The sequence below is a fragment of the Pseudomonas sp. DCB_BI genome, assembly GCF_026240995.1.
GTDB lineage: Bacteria > Pseudomonadota > Gammaproteobacteria > Pseudomonadales > Pseudomonadaceae > Aquipseudomonas.
Map to the genome: position 1 here is coordinate 44697 of NZ_JAPFCG010000011.1, position 19372 is coordinate 64068.

Here is a 19372-nt window from a genome sequence, read left to right on the forward strand (position 1 = left end):
CGCCCTACCCCGTGGATGCACCGTTGCTGAAGTCGGGCAAGAGTAGCCTGCGACAATCTTGAAGGAAACCCGTCAAAACAGTCATGGCGCGGGCCGTCGCTGCGCCCCTAGACTCGCCCCGCCAGCCACAAGGCCGGCCCCATAACAATAACGCACGCGTCGCCAGTGCCCCTTGGCCGACGCACGTCCTGAGGATGATGGACATGAATCGACGTGAAGCCCTGATCTCACTCGTTCAAATCAGCGCCCTTGGCGCCATCGGCAGCGCCAGTGCCGGCGTGCTCGCCAGCGACCGCCCGCGGGCCAGCGGCACCCACGCCGACGCCCTGCCCCAACCGCCGAAATCCGGCGCCCTAGCCTACCTCACCTCAGACGAAGCCCGGGAAGTGGCGGCCATCTTCGACCGCCTGATCCCCGAGGACGAACTGGGCATGAGCGCCAGCCAGGCCGGCTGCGTGGTGTTTATCGACCGGCAACTGGCCGGGCCCTACGGCCAGGCCGCCAGCACCTACCGCCTCGGCCCCTACGTGCAGGGAACGCCCGAGCAAGGGCCGCAGTTCAGGCTGACGCCTGCGCAGCGCTACCGCGATGGCCTGGCGCGGCTCGGTCAGTACTGCCAGCAGCAGCATGCCCGGCCGTTCAGCGGCCTGACCGGTGAACAGCAGGATGCACTGCTGCGAGCGATGGAAGCCGGTACTGCGCCCCTGGATGCCGACTTCTTCGCACTGCTGCTGCAGAACGTGCGCGAAGGCTACCTGGCCGACCCCATGTATGGCGGCAACCGCGACATGGTGGGCTGGCGGCTGATCGGCTTCCCCGGCGCCCGCTACGACTATCGCCCGTATCTGCACAGGAAAGGCCTGCCGCTCGACCTGGAGCCGGTGAGCCTGCTCGACCGGGCAGGCTGAGTCCACCCGGACCTTCCCCCCAATTTTGCGCGAGGCAGCCCCGTGGCCCTGCCGGCCCCCGCCTGCGCGCGCCCCAAGGAATACAGATGAAAACGACAAGAGCCAAAGCGGACGTGGTGGTGATCGGTCTGGGCTGGTCCGGCTCGATCATCGCCGAGGAACTGGCCCGGGCCGGACTCAAGGTGGTGGCCATCGAGCGTGGTGCCTGGCGCGACACCGCCACGGACTTTCCGCCCTCGGTGGACACCGACGAACTGCGCTGGGCCACCCGCAAGGAAATCCTCCAGCCGCCGCGCCTGGAGACCTACACCGTGCGCAACCACGCCGGCCAGCAAGCCCTGCCGGTGCGCGAGTGGAGCAACCTGACCCTCGGCAACAACGTTGGCGGCGCCGGTACCCACTGGGCCGCCGCGTCCTGGCGTTTCAACCCGTTCGACTTCGAGCCGTACAGCAAGACCGTGGAGCGCTACGGCAAGCAGCAACTGGTGCCGGGCCTGCAGGTGCAGGACTGGGGTGTGACCTACGCCGAACTCGAACCCTTCTACGACCGCTTCGAGCGCATCGCCGGCACCAGCGGCAAGGCCGGGGTAATCGAGGGCCAGGTGATGCCCGGCGGCAACCCTTTCGAAGGTTCACGCAGCCGTGAATTCCCGACACCGCCACTGGTGCCCAGCCACTGGAATGACATCTTCACCCACAAGACCACCGAGCTGGGCTACCACCCCTTCCCGGTCCCCGCCGGCACGATCTCCCAGGCCTACGTCAACCCGCTGGGCGTGCGCATGGGCCCCTGCACCTATTGCGGCTACTGCCAGCTGTTCGGCTGCGGCAACTGGTCCAAGAGCAGCCCCAACGCCTGCGTGGTGCCGGCGCTGATGCGCCACCCGAGCTTCGAACTGCTGACCGAAACCGAAGTACTGCACATCAACAAGTCCGCCGACGGCAAGACCGCCACCGGGGTCAGCTACATCGACAAGCACGGCATGCAGGGTGAACAGCCCGCCGACATCGTCATCGTCGCCGCCTACCAGCTCGACAACGTGCGCCTGATGCTGCTTTCGGGCATCGGCGAGCCCTATGACCCGCGCACCCGCCGTGGCGTGATCGGGCGCAACTACAGCTTCCAGACACTCTCCTACGCCTACCTGTGGTTCGAGCAGGAGCACCTCAACCCGTTCATCAACACCGGCTGCCTGGCCATCCAGATCGACGACTTCAACGCCGACAACTTCGACCACAGCGGCCTGGGCTTCATTGGCGGCGCGGGCATCCAGTCGCTGTCCAACAGCGGCCTGCCGATCGGCATGGCCGGCGTGCTGCCCAAAGGCGCGCCGACCTGGGGCAAAGGCTGGAAGCAGGCCTTCCGGCACAGCTACCAGAACTGGGCGATGATCCAGGGCCAGGGCACCAGCTATGCCCACGAGGACATGTACTTCGACCTCGACCCGACCTACAAGGACAACTACGGTCGGCCACTGATGCGCATGACCTTCGACTACAACCTCAACGACAAGCGCTCGGGCGAGTTCATCCGCAAGCAGTGCGATCGGATCGCCCAGGCCGTCGGCGGCCAGCACATCGAGTCCTACAACTTCGCCGCCGACCACTACACGCCGTTCCGCGCCAACGACTCCTCACACACCAATGGCGGTGTGGTGATGGGCACCGACCCGCGCACCAGTGCCCTGAACCGCTTCCAACAGTGCTGGGCAGCGCACAACGTGTTCGTGCTCGGCGCCTCGTCGTTCCCCAACAACGCCGGCTACAACCCCACCGTGACCATCGGCGCCCTGGCCTTGTGGACGGCCAAGGCGATCATCGAGCAATACATCAAGAACCCCGGCCCGCTGGTGCAGGCGTGAAAGGAGCTGCCATGAAGACCAAGACCTTGCTGGCCAGCTGCATCGCGCTGGCGCTGGCCGGCCTCGCCGCCGCCGTGCTGCACAGCAACGACAGTGCCGCTGACAACGTCGCCGATGACCAACTGACTGGCGCCGACACCCTTGCGGTCGACCCTGCCGCCGTCGCCCGCGGCGCGTACGTTTCGGCCCAGGCCGACTGCGCCGCTTGCCACACCACGCCAGGCGGCGCTCCATTCGCGGGCGGCTACGGGTTGCAGACGCCCTTTGGCGTGATCTACTCGACCAATATCAGCCCCGACCCGCAGACCGGCATCGGCCGCTGGACCGAGCGCGACTTCTTCCGTGCGGTGCGCCATGGCCAGCGCAAGGACGGGCAACGGTTGTACCCGGCCATGCCCTACAACGCCTACGTCAAGATCAGCGACGCCGACCTGCACGACCTGTGGGCGTACATGCGCACAGTGCAACCGGTGCAGCAGGCGCCCACGCCCAACACCCTGGCTTTCCCGTTCAACATTCGCCAGACCCTGCTGGGCTGGAATCTGCTGTTCTTCGACAACACCCCGTTCGTGCCACAGCCCGAACAGTCCGCACAATGGAACCGCGGGCGCTACCTGGTTGACGGCGCCGGCCATTGCGCGGCCTGCCATACGCCGAAGAACCTGCTCGGTGGCGACACCGGTCGTTACCTGCAGGGTGCCGAGCTGCTCGACAGCTACGCGCCGGAGATCACCGGCGACCGTTATCGCGGGTTGGGCAGCTGGAGCGCGGAGCAGATAGCGGTCTACCTCAGGACCGGGGCCAACCACCAGGCGATCGCCTCGGGGCCGATGGGTGAAGCGGTCGAATTTTCCACTCAGCACCTGAACGACCAGGACCTGGCTGCGATCGCCGAATATCTCAAATCAGTCGACGGCTCGAAGACCACCCCGCCACCCGCCATTGCCGCCAGCGAACCGATCATGCAGCGCGGTGCGCAGGTGTACGAGCTCAATTGCATGGCCTGTCATAATGTCAGGGGCGAAGGCCTGCCCGGCATGGTCACGGGCTTTGCCGACAACCCCGGAATCCGCACACCCAGTGGTGCGAACCTGGTGAGCACGGTGCTCAAGGGCGGCCAGGCGGTGGTCACCGAAGGCAACGTCACCGGGGCCGGCATGCCTTCATTTGATTGGAAGCTCAGTGACAGCGACATCGCCGCCGTGCTGACCTATGTGCGCAATAGCTGGGGCAACGCCGCCCCCGAGGTCGAGGCTCAGGCGGTAGCTCGCACACGGGAGCACCTTGGCCTGCAGCCGACGATGAAAAATCATTTCTGAGTCCGCCATTGAAAAAAAGGCCGGTAAAAGACTTTACCGGCCACACCGCCAATACCCGGCGGCTACTCCTCGTACATGACTTGAGCAATCAGAACAGCGGCAAGGTGTAACTCACGATCAGCCGGTTCTCATCGATATCGCGTTGATAGTTGGAACGCAGCGCCGCGTTGCGCCACAGCACGTTGACGTTCTTCAGTGGCCCGGACTGGATGGTGTAACCCAGGTCGGTGTCGCGCTCCCACTCGCGCCCTTCCCCGGCGAAGGTGGCCGGGTTGGCATGATCGGCATGGTTATATCGGGTCGAGAACGTAAGTCCCGGAATACCCAGGGCGACGAAGTCGTAGGCATAGCGCAGCTGCCAGGTGCGCTCGCCGGTTTCCATGAAGTCGGCGGCCATCATGTAGTTGGTCAAGTAGGCGTCGGTGCCGACTAGGTAAGGCATGGCCGTGGAGCCGGACAGGCCCTGGTAGGCGACGCCGAAGGTGTGCCCGGCTTGGCTGTAACTGAGCAGCACATTGAGCGTGCGGTTGTCGACCGGGCCGGCCAGCGCCTCGCCCTTGTCGTCGCTTATGAAGTAGCGCGCATCCAGGGCCAATTTGCCAGGGCCCAGCGCGGTGCTGCCGAGCAGGCCGAAATAATGTTGGCCGTAGATCTCGTCGAGCTCACCGTATTGGTAGCTGAGGCTCAAGTTGGGGTTGACCACGAAGTCCACACCGCCCATGCGAAAGTCGTCAGCCTCGGGCGTGCCGCTGAAACGCCGGTTCTTATTGACCAGGCTCATGGCCTCTGTGTGGGAATAGTCACGCTTGGTGGTGCGGTCGATCTGCGCGTAGGTGAAAGTCAGGCTATCCAACTCTTTGGAGGTGAGCACACCGCCCTGGAAGGTCTGCGGCAGGATGCGTCCGGTGCTGGAGGCGATGGTCGGGTACTTGAGCAGCTGGGTGCCGATCTTCAGTTCGGTCTTCGACAGCCGCGCCTTGGCGGTGATGCCGAACTTGCTGTACTGGTCCGGGGCGCGACCGTCGTCGCCGACCGGCAGCAGGCCAGTGCCGCTGCGGCCAGGGCCTGAATCGAGCTTCAGGCCGAGCATGCCGAGGGCATCGACGCCGAAACCGAGGGTGCCGGGGGTGTAGCCGGAGCGGAAGTCGAGGATGAAGCCTTGGGCCCATTCTTCGCGCTTGGAAATGCCCGCGTCTTCGCGGAAGTCGCGGTTGAGGTAGAAGTTCTGGGCTTTCAGCGAGGCCTGGCTATCTTCAAGGAAACCTTGGGCGTGGGCCGGGAGCGTAGCGGACAGCAGGATGGCAGCGGGCAGCGTCTTGTTGTTTTTATGCATGACAGGTCCCTTGGCCGGGTTTCGCACCGGCCATTGTTGTTGTGATTTTCCGAGAGGGCCCTTTCGCGGCTAAAGCCGCTCCCACAGGGACTGTGCAGCCCCTGGGATCAAGGTGAATCCTGTGGGAGCGGCTTTAGCCGCGAAGAGGCCGGGTCAGGCGAGCACGCCTATCTGCCACGGGCAGAATTCATCCTCGCCCAGGCCGTTGAGTTCGCTCTTGGTTGCCTCCCCCGAGGCATGGGCGAGCAGGCGCTCGAAGATTTCCTGGCCCATCTGGGCGATGGTCTTGTCGCCGTCGATGATCTGCCCGCAGTTGATGTCCATGTCGTCGCTCATGCGCTGGTACATGGGCGAGTTGCTTGCCAGCTTGAAGGTCGGCGCCGGCACCGAGCCAAAGCACGAGCCGCGGCCGGTGGTGAAGGCGATCAGGTTGGCACCGCCGGCGATCTGGCCGGTGGCCGAGACCGGGTCGTAGCCGGGAGTGTCCATGAATACCAGCCCGTGGGTCTTCACCGGGTGGGCATACTCGTACACGTCCATCAGCGGCGCGTTGCCGCCCTTCTTCGCGCCGCCCAGGGACTTTTCCAGCACGTTGGCCAGGCCACCGGCATTGTTGCCGGGGCTGACCCGGCCATTGATCTGGGTATCGCGGCCGCGGTTGTACTCCAGCCACCACTCGATGCGCTCGATCAGCTTTCGGCCCACCGCCGGGGTGGCGGCGCGGGCAGTCAGGGTGTGTTCGACACCGAAGATTTCCGAAGTCTCCGAAAGGATCGCGGTGCCGCCATGGCGCACCAGGATATCCACCGCCGCCCCCAGCGCCGGGTTGGCCGAAAGGCCGGAGAAACCATCTGAACCACCGCACTGCATGCCGATCATCAAGTGCTCGGCGGACACCGGCTCGCGCCGCGCCTGGTCGGCCTTGGGCAGCATGCCTTCGATCAGCGCGATGCCCTGGTCGGTGGCGCTCTTGACCCCGCCAACGTCCTGGATCACCAGCTTCTTCAGCATATCGCCTTCCACGAGCCCTTCCTGCTCGAAGAAGCCATGGATGTTGTTGCGCTCGCAGCCCAGGGCAATTACCACCGCGCCCACGGTGTTGGGGTGTTTGATGTAGCCAGCGATGGTGCGCCGCAGCAGGTCCATCGGCTCGCCGGTCATTTCCATGCCGCAGCCGATTTCGTGCACATAGGGCACCACGGCATCGATGTTGGGGAAGCCGGCCAGGCGGCGCTCGTCGAAGTGGTTGGCGATCTTGCGCGCCACCGTGGCGCCGCAGTTGCCAACAACGAACACGCCCAGGTAATTGCGCGTGGCCACGCGGCCGTCCTCGCGGACGATGCCTTGGAAGGTCGCGCGCTGTTCGGCCGGCAGCAGGTCGGTGGGGATGTAGTCCAGGCCGTAGCGGTAGTCGCGGTCGGTTTCGCCGAAGGCGATGTTGTGGCTGTGCATCCAGGTGCCAGGCGGCAGGTCCTCGGCGGCATAACCGATCACCGTGTTGTACTTGAGCACCGGCTCGCCCTTGGCGATCAGCCGGGCAGCGACCTTGTGCCCCAGCGGCACGGCTTGCTGGGTGGTGACACCTTCACCGGTGATGGCGGTGCCGGCAGGGATTTCGATACGCGCGACCACGACATTGTCGGCGGCATCGAGGCGAATGACTGGACTGACTTCACGGTGACTCATGGTGTTTTCCTGTGGGTGTTGTCACCCATGGCGGTGGCGACACAAGCGCCACCGCCATGGCTTGCTCAAGGGCGTTTGCCGAACTCGATGCTGTGCTGGGTCCAGGCCAGGGCCTGTTCGCTGAGGGAGAAGCCCAGGCCCGGGCGATTGGGTACCCACATGCGGCCTTCACGCAGCTCCAGGCGCTCGTTGAACATCGGCTCGAGCCATTCGAAATGCTCCAGCCATGGCTCTTCCGGGTACGCCGCGGCCAGATGCAGGTGGATTTCCATGGCGAAGTGCGGCGCCAGCTTCAGGCCCTTGAAGCTGGCCAGACTCATGATCTGCAGGAACGGCGTGATACCGCCGACCCGCGGCGCATCGGGCTGGACGAAATCGCAGGCGTTTGCGGTGATCAGCTGGGCGTGCTCGTTGAAGCTGGTGAGCATCTCGCCGGTGGCGATGGCAGTGTCCAGCGATGCGGCCAGGGCGGCGTGGCCCTCGACGTCAGCACTGTCCAGCGGCTCCTCGATCCAGGTCAGGTCGAACTGTTCGAGCTTGCGGCAGAAACGCTGGGCGGTGACGCGGTCCCATTGCTGGTTGGCGTCGACCATCAGCGGGAAGCCTTCGCCCAGTTGCTCGCGCACCGCCTGCACGCGATTGAAGTCGATGCTGGTGTCCGGCTGGCCGACCTTGATCTTGATGCCGCCGATACCATTGCCACGGGAGGTCTGTACGTTTTCCAGAACCTTTTCCAGCGGCGTCGACAGGTAGCCGCCGGAGGTGTTGTAGCACTGCACCGAGTCGCGGTGAGCGCCCAGCAGCTTGGCCAATGGCAAGCCGGCGCGCTTGGCTTTCAAGTCCCACAGGGCGATGTCGAACGGCGCGATGGCCTGGGTGGTCAGGCCGCTGCGGCCCATCGAGGCACCGGCCCAGAGCAGCTTGTTGTAGAGCTTGGCGATGTCGTTGGGGTCCTCGCCCAGCAAGGTCGGGGCAATTTCCTGGGCGTGGGCGTACATGCCTGGGCCACCGGCGCGCTTGGAGTAACCGAAGCCGATGCCTTCATGGCCTTCGCGGGTGCGGATCTCGGCAAAAATGAACGCGATTTCGGTCAGCGGCTTCTGCCGCCCGGTCAGTACCTTGGCATCGCTGATTGGCGCGCCGAGCAGCAGCACGGTGTACGACAGCTTGATCCAGGCGATGCTGTCAGTGGTCGCTGGCCCAGGTTGCAGGGCGGCGATCTTCGGGTCGATGTAGACGTTGCTTTCGATCATGGCGTGGTCCTCTGAATCACTGAGCATTGGCCGGTTTGCCGGTCAGGTCGGAGAGCTGCAAACGCTGGATGCGGCCGACGATCACCAGGTAGGAGAACGCCGCCAGTAGGCCGTGGGCGCCGACATAGATGAGTGCGCTGTTGAACGAGCCGCTGGAGTGCAGCAGGTAGCCGATCACCACCGGAGTGACGATGCCGGCGGTGTTGCCCAGGGCGTTGAACACGCCGCCGGTCATGCCGATCATTTCCCGCGGCGCGGTGTCGGCCACCACGCTGAAACCGAGGTTGCCAAAGCCCTTGCCGAAGAACGCCAGGCTCATCACCGCAATCACCAGCCACTGGGCATCGACGTAGTTGCACAGCATCATGGTCGAGCTCAGCAGCACGCCGGTGATGATTGGCGTTTTACGGGCAATGCTCAGAGACTTCGTGCGGCGCAGCAGGTAGTCAGAGAAGAAGCCCGACGACACCGCGCCGATCAGCCCGCACAGGGCCGGAATCGAAGCGACAAGGCCAGCCTGGAGGATGTCGAAGCCACGCTCCTTGACCAGGTAGATCGGGAACCAGGTGACGTAGAACCAGGTGACCGCACTGACGCAGTACTGACTGATGAACATGCCGATCAGCATGCGGCTCTTGAACAGCAGGCCGACTTCCGCCAGCGAGCTGCGGCGCTTTTCCTTGGGCAGCGAGGCCTGGGCTTCGAGGTCGACCAGCGCTTCACCCTTGCGCAGGTAGTCGAGTTCCTCGCCATTCATCTTTGGGTGGCTGACCGGCAGGTAGTAGTTTTTCCACCAGATCGCGGCGATGCCGAAGCCGACGATGCCCATGACGATGAACACGTATTCCCAGCCGAAGGCGTAGCACAGCCAGCCCATGAACGGGGTGAAGAACGCCAGCGAGATGTACTGCGCACTGTTGAAGATGGCCCCGGCCATGCCCCGCTCTGCCGACGGGAACCAGGACGCGATCACCCGCGTCGAGGCCGGCCCCACTGGCGCCTCGGCCACACCCAGCAGAAAGCGCAGAGCCAGCAGCAGCGGCACGATCATGCCGACGAAGTGCACCAGACCCATGCACACGGTAAATGCCGACCACACGCAGATGGCCAGGGCCATGGTTTTCTTCGAGCCGAAGCGGTCAGCCAGCCAGCCGGAAGGGATCAGGAAGATCACGTAGGCCCAGCTGAAGATGGAGAACAGGTAGCCCATTTCCACCGAGCTGATGCCGAGCTCCTTGCTCATGTCGGAACCGGCCACCGACAGGGCGGCGCGATCACCGCTGCTCAGGGCCAAGACCATGGTGATCAGGGCCAGGATCAAATAACGATAGCGGGTAGCCGTGGTGGACGCGGCCACGGCGCCAGGGGCAGGCCCGGCGGCGTAGGTGTCGTGGTTGTGCATCGCGGTAGCCTCATTGTTTTTATTGGCGTCGTGCAGGGCCTTGCACCGGCACCTGCTTCGGATTCTGGCAGCTCGCAGCCCTTTTGAAGAGCTGATTCCGACCAATGACAGCGTTATCAAATGACAGCGCTGTCATTAATCCTAGGCCTGAGCTGGCGGGCTTTGCAAATCGCTGTTCGCAGTGAATTCCCATGCATTGGGAATTAGCAGGAAATGCAAAAAAACGCGCGCCGTTCCGGTAGAATCGGCAATATGCTCAAAGCTCCCGTCCAGAGGCCCCCATGCTGGAAACGCCCGCTACCGTCGCTGATCCGAAACCACTGCTGGCTGCCCCTGCCACCCTCGATGACGTGGCGAAGATGGCCAAGGTCTCGCCCATCACCGTTTCCCGAGTGATCAACCGGCCGGAACTGGTGTCGGAGAAAACCCAGAAAAAGGTGCGCAATGCCATCCGCAAGACCGGATATGTGCCGAACATGCTCGCGGGCGCCCTGGTTTCGCAGCGCAGTCGGCTGGTCATTGTGGTGGTGCCGAACATCGCCAACCGTGCCTTCGTCGACACCATCACCCAGCTCGGCCAGCGCCTGGCCACGGCACGCTACCAGTTGCTGCTGAGCCAGTCAGACCTGGCAAACAGCAGTGAAGCGGAACTGATCGATGCGATACTCGCCCGCCGCCCCGACGGCATCGTGCTGACCCGCCAGCTGCAAAGCCCTGAAGCGCGGGAAAAGCTGATCGCCCGTGGCATTCCGGTGGTGGAAACCTGGGAGCTGGCGCAGGACCCGATCGACACTGTGGTCGGTTTTTCCCACGAGGCCGTCGGCCAGGCCATGGCCGAGCACATCATCGAACGCGGCCACTGCCGCGTCGGCCTGGTCTGGAGCGACGACGCCCGCGCCACCCGACGGCGCCAGGCGTGTACCGATACCCTGCGCAAGGCAGGCGTCAAAGTGGTCGCCTGCGAGCTCGAAGCCGTGCCGGTGGATATGGGCCACGGCCGTGAAGCCATGGCCCGGCTGCTGGCGGCCAAGGTGCCGATGGATGCAGTGATCTGCAGTATCGACCTGCTCGCCCAGGGGGTCATGGCCGAGGCCCAGGCCAACGGCCTGCGGGTGCCTCAGGACCTCGCAGTGATGGGTTTTGGCAACCTGGAATTCGCCGCACACACCCATCCGCGCTTGAGCACGGTGAATGTTGACGGCGGGCGCATTGGCTTGCGTACGGCAGAGTTGCTGCTGCAGCGGATCGAAGGCAGCCTGGGGCGTGGGGAACAGGTGGAAGATGTGGGCTTCAACCTGGTGGTTCGCGAAAGCACCTGAGGGCTGCGCGCGTCAATCGCCAGCCCAGCGCTGCAGCTGCGCCGCCATGTGATCCCAGGCCTGTTCGACTTCGGCCACCCCGAATGCCCGCAGGCTTGAGTGCACCATGCCCTCGCCCACACAAGCACGGGCCGCCACGCCCGCCGCCGCCAGCGCATCGACATAGGCCAGCCCGTGATCGCACAGCGGGTCGACTCGCGCCACCAGCACCAACGCCGGTGCCAGCCCGGAAAAGTCTTCAGCTTCCAGCGGCATGGCGCAGGGGTCATTACGCTGCGGCGCTGCGGGCACGAAGCCTGCCAATGACTTCATCAACCCCGCCACCGTCATCATCGGCGCCTCGGCCTGTTCGCGCATCGATGGCAAGTGCTGCCGAGCCGTCAGCACCGGATACACCAGCAACTGCCCCCGCGGCTGCTCCAACCCGTCACGGCGCAATGCCATGCACAAGCCCGCAGCCAGCGTGCCACCCGCGCTGTCCCCCGCCACCATCAGGCACGCCGTGCTGAGACGGGGGTCGACAACCCCGGCCCGTAAACCGAGCCATGCGTTCAGGCAGTCCTCCAGCGGCGCCGGATAGGCATGCTCCGGCGCCAGCCGGTACTCCACGGCGACGATCGCCAGTGGCACCCGCCGCGCCAGGGCATGGGCAAACCAGTCATGGGTGTCGAGATTGCCCAGGTCCCAGCCGCCGCCGTGCAGGTACAGCAGCGTCGGCCACCCCCCGGGCGGCACTGCGCCCGGGGGGGTGTAACAGCGCAGGCGCAAGCCCTCCAGGTCGATATCGGCAACCTGCCAGCCCGCCGGCCGCGGCGGCGTGCAGGCAAGGCAGGCAGCGAGAAAGGCTTCGCACCGGGCCGCCAGGCTGCCGTCATGCGGAGCGAAGCGTTGGCTGTTGTCGATGTAGGCCTGCATGGCAGGGTCGAGCGGACGGGATACCACGGGCAATCCTCCAGGTCAGAGCAAAGGCAAGGTGTAGGCGATGATCACCCGGTTTTCATCACGCCGGCCGGTGGCATCGCCCTGCAGTTGGACGTTGCGCCAGCGCAGCGCCAGGTTCTTCAGGGGCCCGCTCTGGATCACGTAGGTAATGTCCACATTGCGCTCCCATTCGCTGCCGTCCTCGCCGGCCACCTTGAAGTTGTCGCCCTTCAGGTAGCGGGCGAATGCCGTCAGCCCCGGTACACCAAGGGCAGCGAAGTCAAGGTCGTAGCGGGCCTGCCAGGAGCGCTCTTGGGCGCGGTCGAAGCGCAGCACCTGCACGGCGTTGGCCACCCCGGGCAAGTCGGTGTCGTGGATGAACGGCAAGGCACTGTCGCCAGCGTTGTACTGGTAGCCAAGGCGGAACGTCTGGGCACGCAGGTTGGCGCTGAGCATTGCCGAAGTCATGCGGCTGTCGAGCTGGCCGGCCTTTTCGCTGCCGGATTCGCCGGTGTCGAGGTAGTTGAGCGTGCCGGAGAGGTTCCAGTCACCGGCCTTGAGGGTGTGGGTGCCGGTGTACAGGGTTTGCTGGTAGACATCCGCCAGGCGGCCGGTCCATACCCCCAACGAGGTTTGCGGCGTGGCGCGCCAGGTGCCACCGAGGTAATCGAAGCGGTCGCTGAACACGCTGTAGTAGTTGCCCACCTGGATATCCCGGGCCCCGGCGAACTCGCGCTGATTGACCTTGCGCATTTGGCCCAGGCCGATATCGACGTTGTCCAGTTCGCGAATATCCAGCATCGCCCCTTCGAAGAACTGCGGCAGCAGGCGTGCGTCGCCAGAACTGACCAGCGGAATCTTCGGGAACAGCCCGCCCACCTTGAGCTCGCTCTTCGAGTACTTGAACTTGACCGCCGCCGTGGCCTCGGAGAACTCGTCCACCGAGCGCGGGTCGGCATTGCGCGGCCCGCCGGCGCGATTGTAGGCCCCGGGTAGCAGCGCAGTGCCGCTGCGCGAGGGCGACGAGTCGAGCTTCAGGCCGAGGCCTGCGTATACATCCACGCCCACCCCGACAGCCGTATCGGTATAACCCGACTCGCCCTTGAGAATGAAGCCCTGGGCCCACTCCTCCAGCTTCGACTGGGCAGGTTTGGTCGAATCGCGCAGGTCGTGGTTGTAGTAGAAGTTGCGAAAGGTCAGGTTGGCCTTGCTGTCTTCGAGGAATGCTCCCTGAGCATACAGCGGGCCGAGCCCGAGCAGCAGGGACAAGGGTTTTGCAACGCGAGCAAAGCCCGCTCCAGTCGAGGAGTGTTTCATTGTTGTTGTGCTCTTCTTATAGGTATGTGAGGTGTTGCGTTAGCGGTGTTGCCAGGTGAATTCGAGGGTGGCCTCCAGGCGCTGGCCCGGGGCGAGTTCATGGGTGCCGGTTTCGGCCCAGCTGTCGCGGGGCTGGTTGAACGCGTCAGCCAGATGCGATACCGGCTCCAGGCACAGGTACGCGCTGCCGACCGGGGCGAATGCGACGAAGTGGTTCAGCACCGGCGAGGCCTGAAGGTGCACATGGCCATTGGCGTAATCGATCTGCATCTGGCCATTCCAGCGTGATTGGTAATGCGCGAGCGGTTCGCCGGCATCCGCATTGATCGACCAGTCCCTGGCGCCCTCCTGGTACGCGCCGGTCGCCATGTACTCCCCATCGATCTGCCACTCGCGCCCGGTGCGGTACTGCACGCGCATGCCGGGGTGGCGCTGGAAGTACGGGTGCAGCCCGAGGCCGCCAGGCATGGGCGTTTGCCCCAGGTTTATCAGCACCAAGGTGATGCGCAGGCGTGCGCCGTCGAGTGCGAAGTGCTGTTCGGCGCGAAACGCCCAGGGCCAGTGCTCGCCTAAGTAGTCGCAGGTGATGCTCAAGCGATCGCTGCCGCTGTCCACTACCTGCCAAGGCTGGGTGTGGCTCACGCCATGCAAGGTATGGGGCAGTGCCGCCGGATGTGCGGGCAACGCGTACTCGGTGCCGGTGAACTGCAACCGCGCGTTGCGGATGCGGTTGGAGTACGGCATCAGCGGGTAGGCGCCAGCCCGTGGCCAGTCCAGCGGGTTGAACCGGTTGGCGTTGATCGGCAGCAGGATGTCCAGCCCCTCGGCATTGAGGTGGGCGATGCGCCCGCCCCAGGCCGGCAGCACGCCCAGCGACCAGGTGGCATTGCTCAGAACCACGGTGTGCATAGAACCTCCAATGCCATTTTCAGGCATGCACAGCCTCTGCCGCCGTGCCGAGGCCCGGCGGTGAGGCGTTAACGGGGCGGGTTAGCGGCGGAAGCGCTCGGCCACTTGCAGGTCGATGTCCAGGCCTAAACCTGGGCCCTGAGGGATCTGCAGCTGGTTACCCTGGCGCAGTTGCTCCACCGGGTACAACCAGCCAGCCGGCTCGACGAACAGGTACTCCACCTGCGGCACCCGACGCTGTACGGCGGCCAGGTGCAGGGTGGCGATCAGGCCCGGGCCGAAGTATGGGCAGTGCGGCAGAATCACCGCCTCATGCTGCTCGGCCAGGCGGTCGATGCGCAGGCATTCGGAAATGCCACCGACTTTGGTCACACTGGGCTGTATGGAATCCACCGCAGCGGTCACCAGGGCCTGTTCGAACTGCACGGCGGTGCACCAGTTTTCCCCGGCAGAAATATCCACGCCCTGCCCGCGCAGGCTGCCCAGGGCAGTGAAGTCCTCGGGCGGGAAGATCGGCTCTTCCAGCCAGGCCAGCTTCAGCTCTGCCAGCGCCGGCAGCCAGTCGCGGGTGCCCTGCACGGTCCAGGAACAATTGACGTCGGTGGACAGCGGCACATCATCGCCGACAGCACGCCGGCAAGCGCCGATGTCATGCAGGGTGGCCTCGTGCAGCTTGATGTCGCTGAACCCCTGTTCCAGCGCCCTTTCGCAGGTGGCCGGGGCCACCTGGTCATCGCCGTAACGCACCAGGCTGGCATAAGCCGGTACCTGTTCGCGATAGGCCTGGCCGAGTAGGCGGTGCAACGGCAAGCGCTGCCGGCGGGCGGCCAGGTCCCACAGGGCGATGTCGAGGCCGGAAATGGCGAACATCGTCACGCCGTAGCGGCCGAATAGGTGCAGGCGTTGCTGCAGCTCCATGTTCAACGCCGCAATGTCGGTGACCTCGCGGCCCAGCACCTGGGGCGCCACCAGGCGGTCGATCAGGGCCTTGGTGGCGTCGGCGACGAAGTAGCCGAACGCCTCGCCCCAGCCAACGTTACCCAGTTCGTCTTCGACGCGCACCAGCACGTTCTCCAGTGTGCGCCAGGCCGAAGGCGTGCCGCCCACCCCGCGACCGCCGTCGTGGAAGGGGATTTCGACGATCTGGGTATCGATGCGGACGATCTTCATGCTTGCTCCAGAACACTGGCCAGGGCCACCCCGGCATAGGCGCCACCTACATGGTCACGGCCGGAACCGACCGGAGCCATGGCGTCATAGGCGAGGAAGTTGTCGGCCAGGTGCTCGGCCGCATGGTCCTGTGGCCGGTAGCCCAGGGCGCGGGCACGGTTGTTGTGGAACAGCGCCTGGGGGCATTCCGACACGCCGTAGACGATCTCGTGGCGCACCTCGGGGTGCTCCAGGCCGATCAGCACCAACTGGGCCAGGTCGCGGGCACTGGTCCACAGGCGCAGACGACGGGCATCGGCGACCTTGGCGTCGGCGTTGCCGATGCGCACGATGAACGTGGCCAGCTCGCTGCGCTGGGAGAAGGTCGCGCAGGCCGCTTCACCGAACACCTTGCTCAACGCGTAGTAGCTGTCCGGCGCCACCGGGTGGTCGTCGAACTGTTCGCCAGCCTGGGTGCGGTACTGCCCCAGCACATGGTGGCTGCTGGCGAACACGAAACGCCGCACCCCGGCGCGCTGGGCGGCTTCGAGCAGGTACAGGGTGGCGTGGTAGTTGGGCTCTACCGTGGCCTGGAACTGGATATCGGTGCCGTGGGCACAGGCCAGGTGCAGCACCGCGTCGACACCCTCGCAGGCCTGGCGGACGAAGGCCGGGTCGGTCAGGTCGCCGACCAGGGCGGTTTCATTGGCGGCCAGCTCGCTGACCGGCCGGCGGTCCAGCAGGCGCAGGCTGAAGCGCTCGCGCAGGTACGGCCGCAGGGCGGTTCCGACGATTCCGGCGGCGCCGGTGACTAGAAGCGTAGGCATGGTGTAGTCCCGTAAAACGTGGGTTGCATTCAGTTCAAGCGGCTGCGATGACATTGGCTTGCCGGGCCGGTTTCTGGCCGACGAACAAGGCCACGATCAGCGCGCCGACAATGCCCAGCACGGCAGCCAGGCCAAAGCCGCTGCTGTAGGTGCCAGTGGACTGGATGATGAAGCCGGTCACGGTCGGCGCAACGATACCGGACAGGTTGGCCAGGCCATGCATGAAGCCGCCGGCAGTACCTACCTGATGGTCCGGCACGGCGTCCTGGATCAGCGACCAGTAGGCGGGCGCGGTCAGCATCAGGAAGCCGATGGCCACGGTCATCACCACCACGGTGCTGGTCACGCTCTGTACCTGGCCGGTCAGGCCGATGCATACCGCAGCCACCAGCAGGCAGCTGACCAGCACCACCTTGCGCGAAAACAGTTGCTTGCCGGTGCGCTTGTACACCCAGTCGATCAGCAGCCCGCCACAGATGAAGCCGACGGTACCCACCAGCCACGGCAGTGCGGTGACGATGCTCATGGCCTTGAGGTCGATGCCCTTGGCCTCGATCAGGTAGCTGGGGAACCAGGTCATGAAGAAGTACAGGATGTAGTTGTAGCAGAACAGCGAAACGCCAGTGACCAGTACCGAGCGCTGCAGGATGATCTGCAGCACCGGGGTGCGCGGGGCGTCTGCGACGGCAGTGACCGGGGCTTCACGGCCCTCGTTGATCAGCGCCAGCTCTTCGGCCGACACCTGCGGGTGCTCCTTGGGCGTCGAGGCCGCCAGGCGGTACCAGGCGATGGCCCACAGCACGCCGATCACCGCGATCACCACGAAGGCCACGCGCCAGCCCAGCCACAGGGCAAGAAAACCCACGATCGGGCCGGCCAGGGCGCCGCCCAGCGGGCCGCCAGCCTGGTTGATGCCGATGGCGCGGGCGCGCTCCTTGATCGGGAACCAGCTGTTGACGGTCTTGTTGGCGGTGGTCGACACCGGGCCTTCGCCGACGCCGAACAGCGCGCGCACGATCAGCAGCGACCAGAAGTTGAAGGCCAGCGCGGTGGAGCCGCACAGCAGCGACCAGAAGCTCATCGACCAGGTCAGCACACGCTTGGGCCCGAAGCGGTCGGCCAGGTAACCACCGACGAAACAGAACAGCGCATAGCCAAAGAAGAAGCTGCTGAAGATCATGCCCTTCTCGGCGGGCGTGAGGTGGTACTCCTGGGTAATGAACGGCATGGCGATCGACAGGGCAGCGCGATCGACATAATTGATGATCATGGCCAGGAACAACATGGTCAGGATCGTCCAGCGGTAGTTGTTTTTCTTGTTCATGTACGACTCCGCCCGGCACCTGTGATGCCGGATCTTTTTTGTTATAACGCCTGGCCCCGCAGAGGGCCAGGTGCCTCTGGGGTCAATCAGACGCTGTAGTCCACTGCCACCCACTCGAAGTACTGCTTGAGGTCGGCGACCAGGGCCTGGTGCGCCGGGTGTGGCAGGTAACGCTGTACCGCGTCGGCGTCGTCGAAGCTGGACTCGAGGATGTAGTCCCAGCAGATCGGCCGATCCAGTTCGTTGGCCGCGACGCGCCAGTCGCGGATGAAGTCGATTTCTGCAGTCAGGTCGCGCATCCGCGCCACCAGCACCGCTTCCCGTTCAGGCTGCGCTTCGACGCCCGGCAGGCGGCGGAACAGCACGATATGTCGCATCATCGCCCTGCCCTCCTCAGCCCAGTGCCCAGTCCGGTGCGTCCTGCAATGCCACCGGGCGCAGGAAGCGCTCGATGGCGGCAAAACCGACCGAAGTGGACTGTGGCGCGGTGGACGACGGCCATGGCCCGCCATGCTGCTGGGCGTGGCACACGGCAACGCCGGTCGGCACACCGCTGAACAGCACGCGCCCGGACACTCGCTGGGCGGCGCGCAGCAACTGGCGGTTGTCGGCGCTGTCGGCGTCCAGGCCCCACAGGGTAGTGGTCAGGGTGCCGCCGATGGCGTCCAGCACCTCGGCCGCCTGGGCCACGGAATGCGCAGTAACGATCAGCGCCGCCGGGCCGAACATTTCTTCACGCAGGTGAGCGTTGGCAATGAACGATGCGGCATCGGTGGCGAACAGCCGTGGCGCCGGGCCAGCGCCATCGGCCTGCGGGGCGAACACTGCTGCGGCGTTAGCAGCTACCGTGGCAGCTGCCGCCTCGAAGCCTTGCTGCATGCCCGGGGTGAGCATACGGTGCGTGGCAATCGGCGCAATGACCTCGGCCAGCTGGGCGACGAAACGCTGACTGTGGGGTGAGTCGAGCAGCACGATCACGCCGGGGCTGGTGCAGAACTGGCCGCAGCCGAGGGTGATCGAGCCAGCCAAGGTCTTGGCCAAGGCTTCGCTGTCTTTTTCCAGCACAGCCGGCAAAGCCACCAGCGGGTTGATCGAACCCAGCTCGCCGAAGAACGGCACTGGGCGTTCGCGGTCATTAGCGGCCTGCCACAAGGCTTTGCCACCTTGATAGGAGCCAGTGAAGGCCACGGCAGCGATTGACGGGTGCTGGACCAGGTAGGTGCCGGCGGCACGATTGGGCGCTTCGGCCAGGGTCAGCAGGCCTGTCGGCAGACCCTGGGCGCGGACCACGCCAGCGGCCAAGGCAAACACAGCGCGGGACAGCTCCGGGTGACCGGAGTGCGGCTTGATCACCACCGGGCAACCGGCGGCCAAGGCCGAGGCGGTATCGCCGCCCAGTACCGAGAAAGCGAATGGGAAGTTGCTGGCCGAGAACATCGCCACCGGGCCCAGCGGGCGCTGCACGCGGGTCAGGCGTGGACGGCCGGCAGGTGGAGCACCGGCAATGGCGTGATCATCGACCTGACGGTACGGCACACCGGCTTCCACTTCGCTGGCGAAGCCACGCAGCTGGAAGGCGGTGCGGGCCACTTCGCCGTTCAGGCGGGCTTCGCCGAGGCCGCTTTCGCGGTCGGCGATGACGACCAGTTCGGCTTGCTGCTGTTCCAGGGCATCGGCCAGGCCACGCAGCAGGGTGGCGCGCTGGGTGGCACTGGAATCGACCCAGAAGTCGGCGGCGGCGGCCGCTTGGGCGACGACTGCGTCGATGGCAGCGAAATTCGGGTTTTGCGGGGTGGTCATGGGGCACTCCTTCAAAAATTGCGGTGCGGCCATTCGCGGGGCA

16 protein-coding genes are annotated in these 19372 nt (G+C 65.2%); 4 read left to right on the forward strand and 12 right to left on the reverse strand.

Annotation, left to right across the window (positions count from 1 at the left end; all coding sequences use genetic code 11):
* The first annotated feature begins 203 nt into the window (after positions 1-203).
* The 3 genes from OO258_RS13560 (at position 204) to OO258_RS13570 (ending at position 4089) form a co-directional block, all read left to right on the forward strand.
* Positions 204-908 (forward strand): gluconate 2-dehydrogenase subunit 3 family protein, encoded by a 705-nt coding sequence (locus tag OO258_RS13560; protein WP_103469138.1) that lies wholly within the window; start codon positions 204-206, stop codon positions 906-908.
* 86 nt (positions 909-994) lie between these two features.
* Positions 995-2770, forward strand: a complete 1776-nt coding sequence (locus OO258_RS13565) for a GMC family oxidoreductase (RefSeq protein ID WP_103469139.1) — start codon at positions 995-997, stop codon at positions 2768-2770.
* Positions 2771-2781: 11 nt separating this feature from the next.
* On the forward strand, positions 2782-4089 hold the full coding sequence (locus tag OO258_RS13570) for a c-type cytochrome (RefSeq protein ID WP_103469140.1): 1308 nt from the start codon (positions 2782-2784) through the stop codon (positions 4087-4089).
* A gap of 88 nt (positions 4090-4177) precedes the next feature.
* On the opposite strand, the gene OO258_RS13575 is transcribed toward OO258_RS13570, so the two are convergent.
* The 4 genes from OO258_RS13575 to OO258_RS13590 form a co-directional block, all read right to left on the reverse strand.
* A complete protein-coding gene (locus OO258_RS13575) occupies positions 4178-5422 on the reverse strand; it encodes an OprD family porin (RefSeq protein WP_103469141.1) in 1245 nt (414 codons plus the stop codon).
* 153 nt (positions 5423-5575) lie between these two features.
* Positions 5576-7108: a UxaA family hydrolase gene (locus OO258_RS13580; RefSeq protein ID WP_103469142.1), complete on the reverse strand. Its 1533-nt coding sequence runs from the start codon at positions 7106-7108 to the stop codon at positions 5576-5578.
* A gap of 65 nt (positions 7109-7173) precedes the next feature.
* Positions 7174-8361 carry an L-talarate/galactarate dehydratase gene (locus tag OO258_RS13585; protein WP_103469143.1) on the reverse strand — a complete coding sequence of 396 codons (1188 nt, stop codon included), beginning with the start codon at positions 8359-8361 and terminating at the stop codon, positions 7174-7176.
* A gap of 16 nt (positions 8362-8377) precedes the next feature.
* On the reverse strand, positions 8378-9763 hold the full coding sequence (locus tag OO258_RS13590; protein ID WP_103469144.1) for an MFS transporter: 1386 nt from the start codon (positions 9761-9763) through the stop codon (positions 8378-8380).
* A gap of 281 nt (positions 9764-10044) precedes the next feature.
* Here OO258_RS13590 and OO258_RS13595 point away from each other — a divergent pair, with 281 nt between their 5' ends.
* Positions 10045-11082, forward strand: a complete 1038-nt coding sequence (locus tag OO258_RS13595; RefSeq protein ID WP_103469145.1) for a LacI family DNA-binding transcriptional regulator — start codon at positions 10045-10047, stop codon at positions 11080-11082.
* 12 nt (positions 11083-11094) lie between these two features.
* Here OO258_RS13595 and OO258_RS13600 read toward each other — a convergent pair whose 3' ends face one another.
* The 8 genes from OO258_RS13600 to OO258_RS13635 form a co-directional block, all read right to left on the reverse strand.
* Positions 11095-12024, reverse strand: a complete 930-nt coding sequence (locus OO258_RS13600; protein ID WP_265978407.1) for an alpha/beta hydrolase — start codon at positions 12022-12024, stop codon at positions 11095-11097.
* A gap of 15 nt (positions 12025-12039) precedes the next feature.
* A complete protein-coding gene (locus tag OO258_RS13605) occupies positions 12040-13320 on the reverse strand; it encodes an OprD family porin (protein WP_265978406.1) in 1281 nt (426 codons plus the stop codon).
* A 39-nt stretch (positions 13321-13359) separates the two neighbouring features.
* A complete protein-coding gene (locus OO258_RS13610; protein WP_103469147.1) occupies positions 13360-14229 on the reverse strand; it encodes an aldose 1-epimerase in 870 nt (289 codons plus the stop codon).
* An 81-nt stretch (positions 14230-14310) separates the two neighbouring features.
* Entirely contained in the window at positions 14311-15399 is a 1089-nt protein-coding gene (locus tag OO258_RS13615; protein WP_103469148.1) for a mandelate racemase/muconate lactonizing enzyme family protein, read from the reverse strand.
* Positions 15396-16205 (reverse strand): NAD-dependent epimerase/dehydratase family protein, encoded by an 810-nt coding sequence (locus OO258_RS13620; RefSeq protein WP_103469149.1) that lies wholly within the window; start codon positions 16203-16205, stop codon positions 15396-15398. Before OO258_RS13620 ends, OO258_RS13615 begins: the two co-directional genes overlap by 4 nt.
* Positions 16206-16239: 34 nt before the next feature.
* Positions 16240-17529, reverse strand: coding sequence for an MFS transporter (locus OO258_RS13625; protein ID WP_103469150.1), 1290 nt, complete (start codon positions 17527-17529; stop codon positions 16240-16242).
* Between the two features lie 86 nt (positions 17530-17615).
* Positions 17616-17909 carry a Dabb family protein gene (locus OO258_RS13630; RefSeq protein ID WP_103469151.1) on the reverse strand — a complete coding sequence of 98 codons (294 nt, stop codon included), beginning with the start codon at positions 17907-17909 and terminating at the stop codon, positions 17616-17618.
* Positions 17910-17922: 13 nt separating this feature from the next.
* Positions 17923-19329: an aldehyde dehydrogenase (NADP(+)) gene (locus OO258_RS13635; protein ID WP_103469152.1), complete on the reverse strand. Its 1407-nt coding sequence runs from the start codon at positions 19327-19329 to the stop codon at positions 17923-17925.
* Positions 19330-19372 lie beyond the last annotated feature (43 nt).

What these genes read in the sequence shown, in the direction of transcription:
- OO258_RS13575 (WP_103469141.1), bottom strand. Translation starts at nt 5,422, where the DNA reads ATGCATAAAAACAACAAGACGCTGCCCGCTGCCATCCTGCTGTCCGCT.
- OO258_RS13610 (WP_103469147.1), bottom strand. Translation starts at nt 14,229, where the DNA reads ATGCACACCGTGGTTCTGAGCAATGCCACCTGGTCGCTGGGCGTGCTG.
- OO258_RS13630 (WP_103469151.1), bottom strand. Translation starts at nt 17,909, where the DNA reads ATGATGCGACATATCGTGCTGTTCCGCCGCCTGCCGGGCGTCGAAGCG.
- OO258_RS13580 (WP_103469142.1), bottom strand. Translation starts at nt 7,108, where the DNA reads ATGAGTCACCGTGAAGTCAGTCCAGTCATTCGCCTCGATGCCGCCGAC.
- OO258_RS13595 (WP_103469145.1), top strand. Translation starts at nt 10,045, where the DNA reads ATGCTGGAAACGCCCGCTACCGTCGCTGATCCGAAACCACTGCTGGCT.
- OO258_RS13590 (WP_103469144.1), bottom strand. Translation starts at nt 9,763, where the DNA reads ATGCACAACCACGACACCTACGCCGCCGGGCCTGCCCCTGGCGCCGTG.
- OO258_RS13620 (WP_103469149.1), bottom strand. Translation starts at nt 16,205, where the DNA reads ATGCCTACGCTTCTAGTCACCGGCGCCGCCGGAATCGTCGGAACCGCC.
- OO258_RS13570 (WP_103469140.1), top strand. Translation starts at nt 2,782, where the DNA reads ATGAAGACCAAGACCTTGCTGGCCAGCTGCATCGCGCTGGCGCTGGCC.
- OO258_RS13605 (WP_265978406.1), bottom strand. Translation starts at nt 13,320, where the DNA reads ATGAAACACTCCTCGACTGGAGCGGGCTTTGCTCGCGTTGCAAAACCC.
- OO258_RS13635 (WP_103469152.1), bottom strand. Translation starts at nt 19,329, where the DNA reads ATGACCACCCCGCAAAACCCGAATTTCGCTGCCATCGACGCAGTCGTC.
- OO258_RS13560 (WP_103469138.1), top strand. Translation starts at nt 204, where the DNA reads ATGAATCGACGTGAAGCCCTGATCTCACTCGTTCAAATCAGCGCCCTT.
- OO258_RS13625 (WP_103469150.1), bottom strand. Translation starts at nt 17,529, where the DNA reads ATGAACAAGAAAAACAACTACCGCTGGACGATCCTGACCATGTTGTTC.
- OO258_RS13615 (WP_103469148.1), bottom strand. Translation starts at nt 15,399, where the DNA reads ATGAAGATCGTCCGCATCGATACCCAGATCGTCGAAATCCCCTTCCAC.
- OO258_RS13565 (WP_103469139.1), top strand. Translation starts at nt 995, where the DNA reads ATGAAAACGACAAGAGCCAAAGCGGACGTGGTGGTGATCGGTCTGGGC.
- OO258_RS13585 (WP_103469143.1), bottom strand. Translation starts at nt 8,361, where the DNA reads ATGATCGAAAGCAACGTCTACATCGACCCGAAGATCGCCGCCCTGCAA.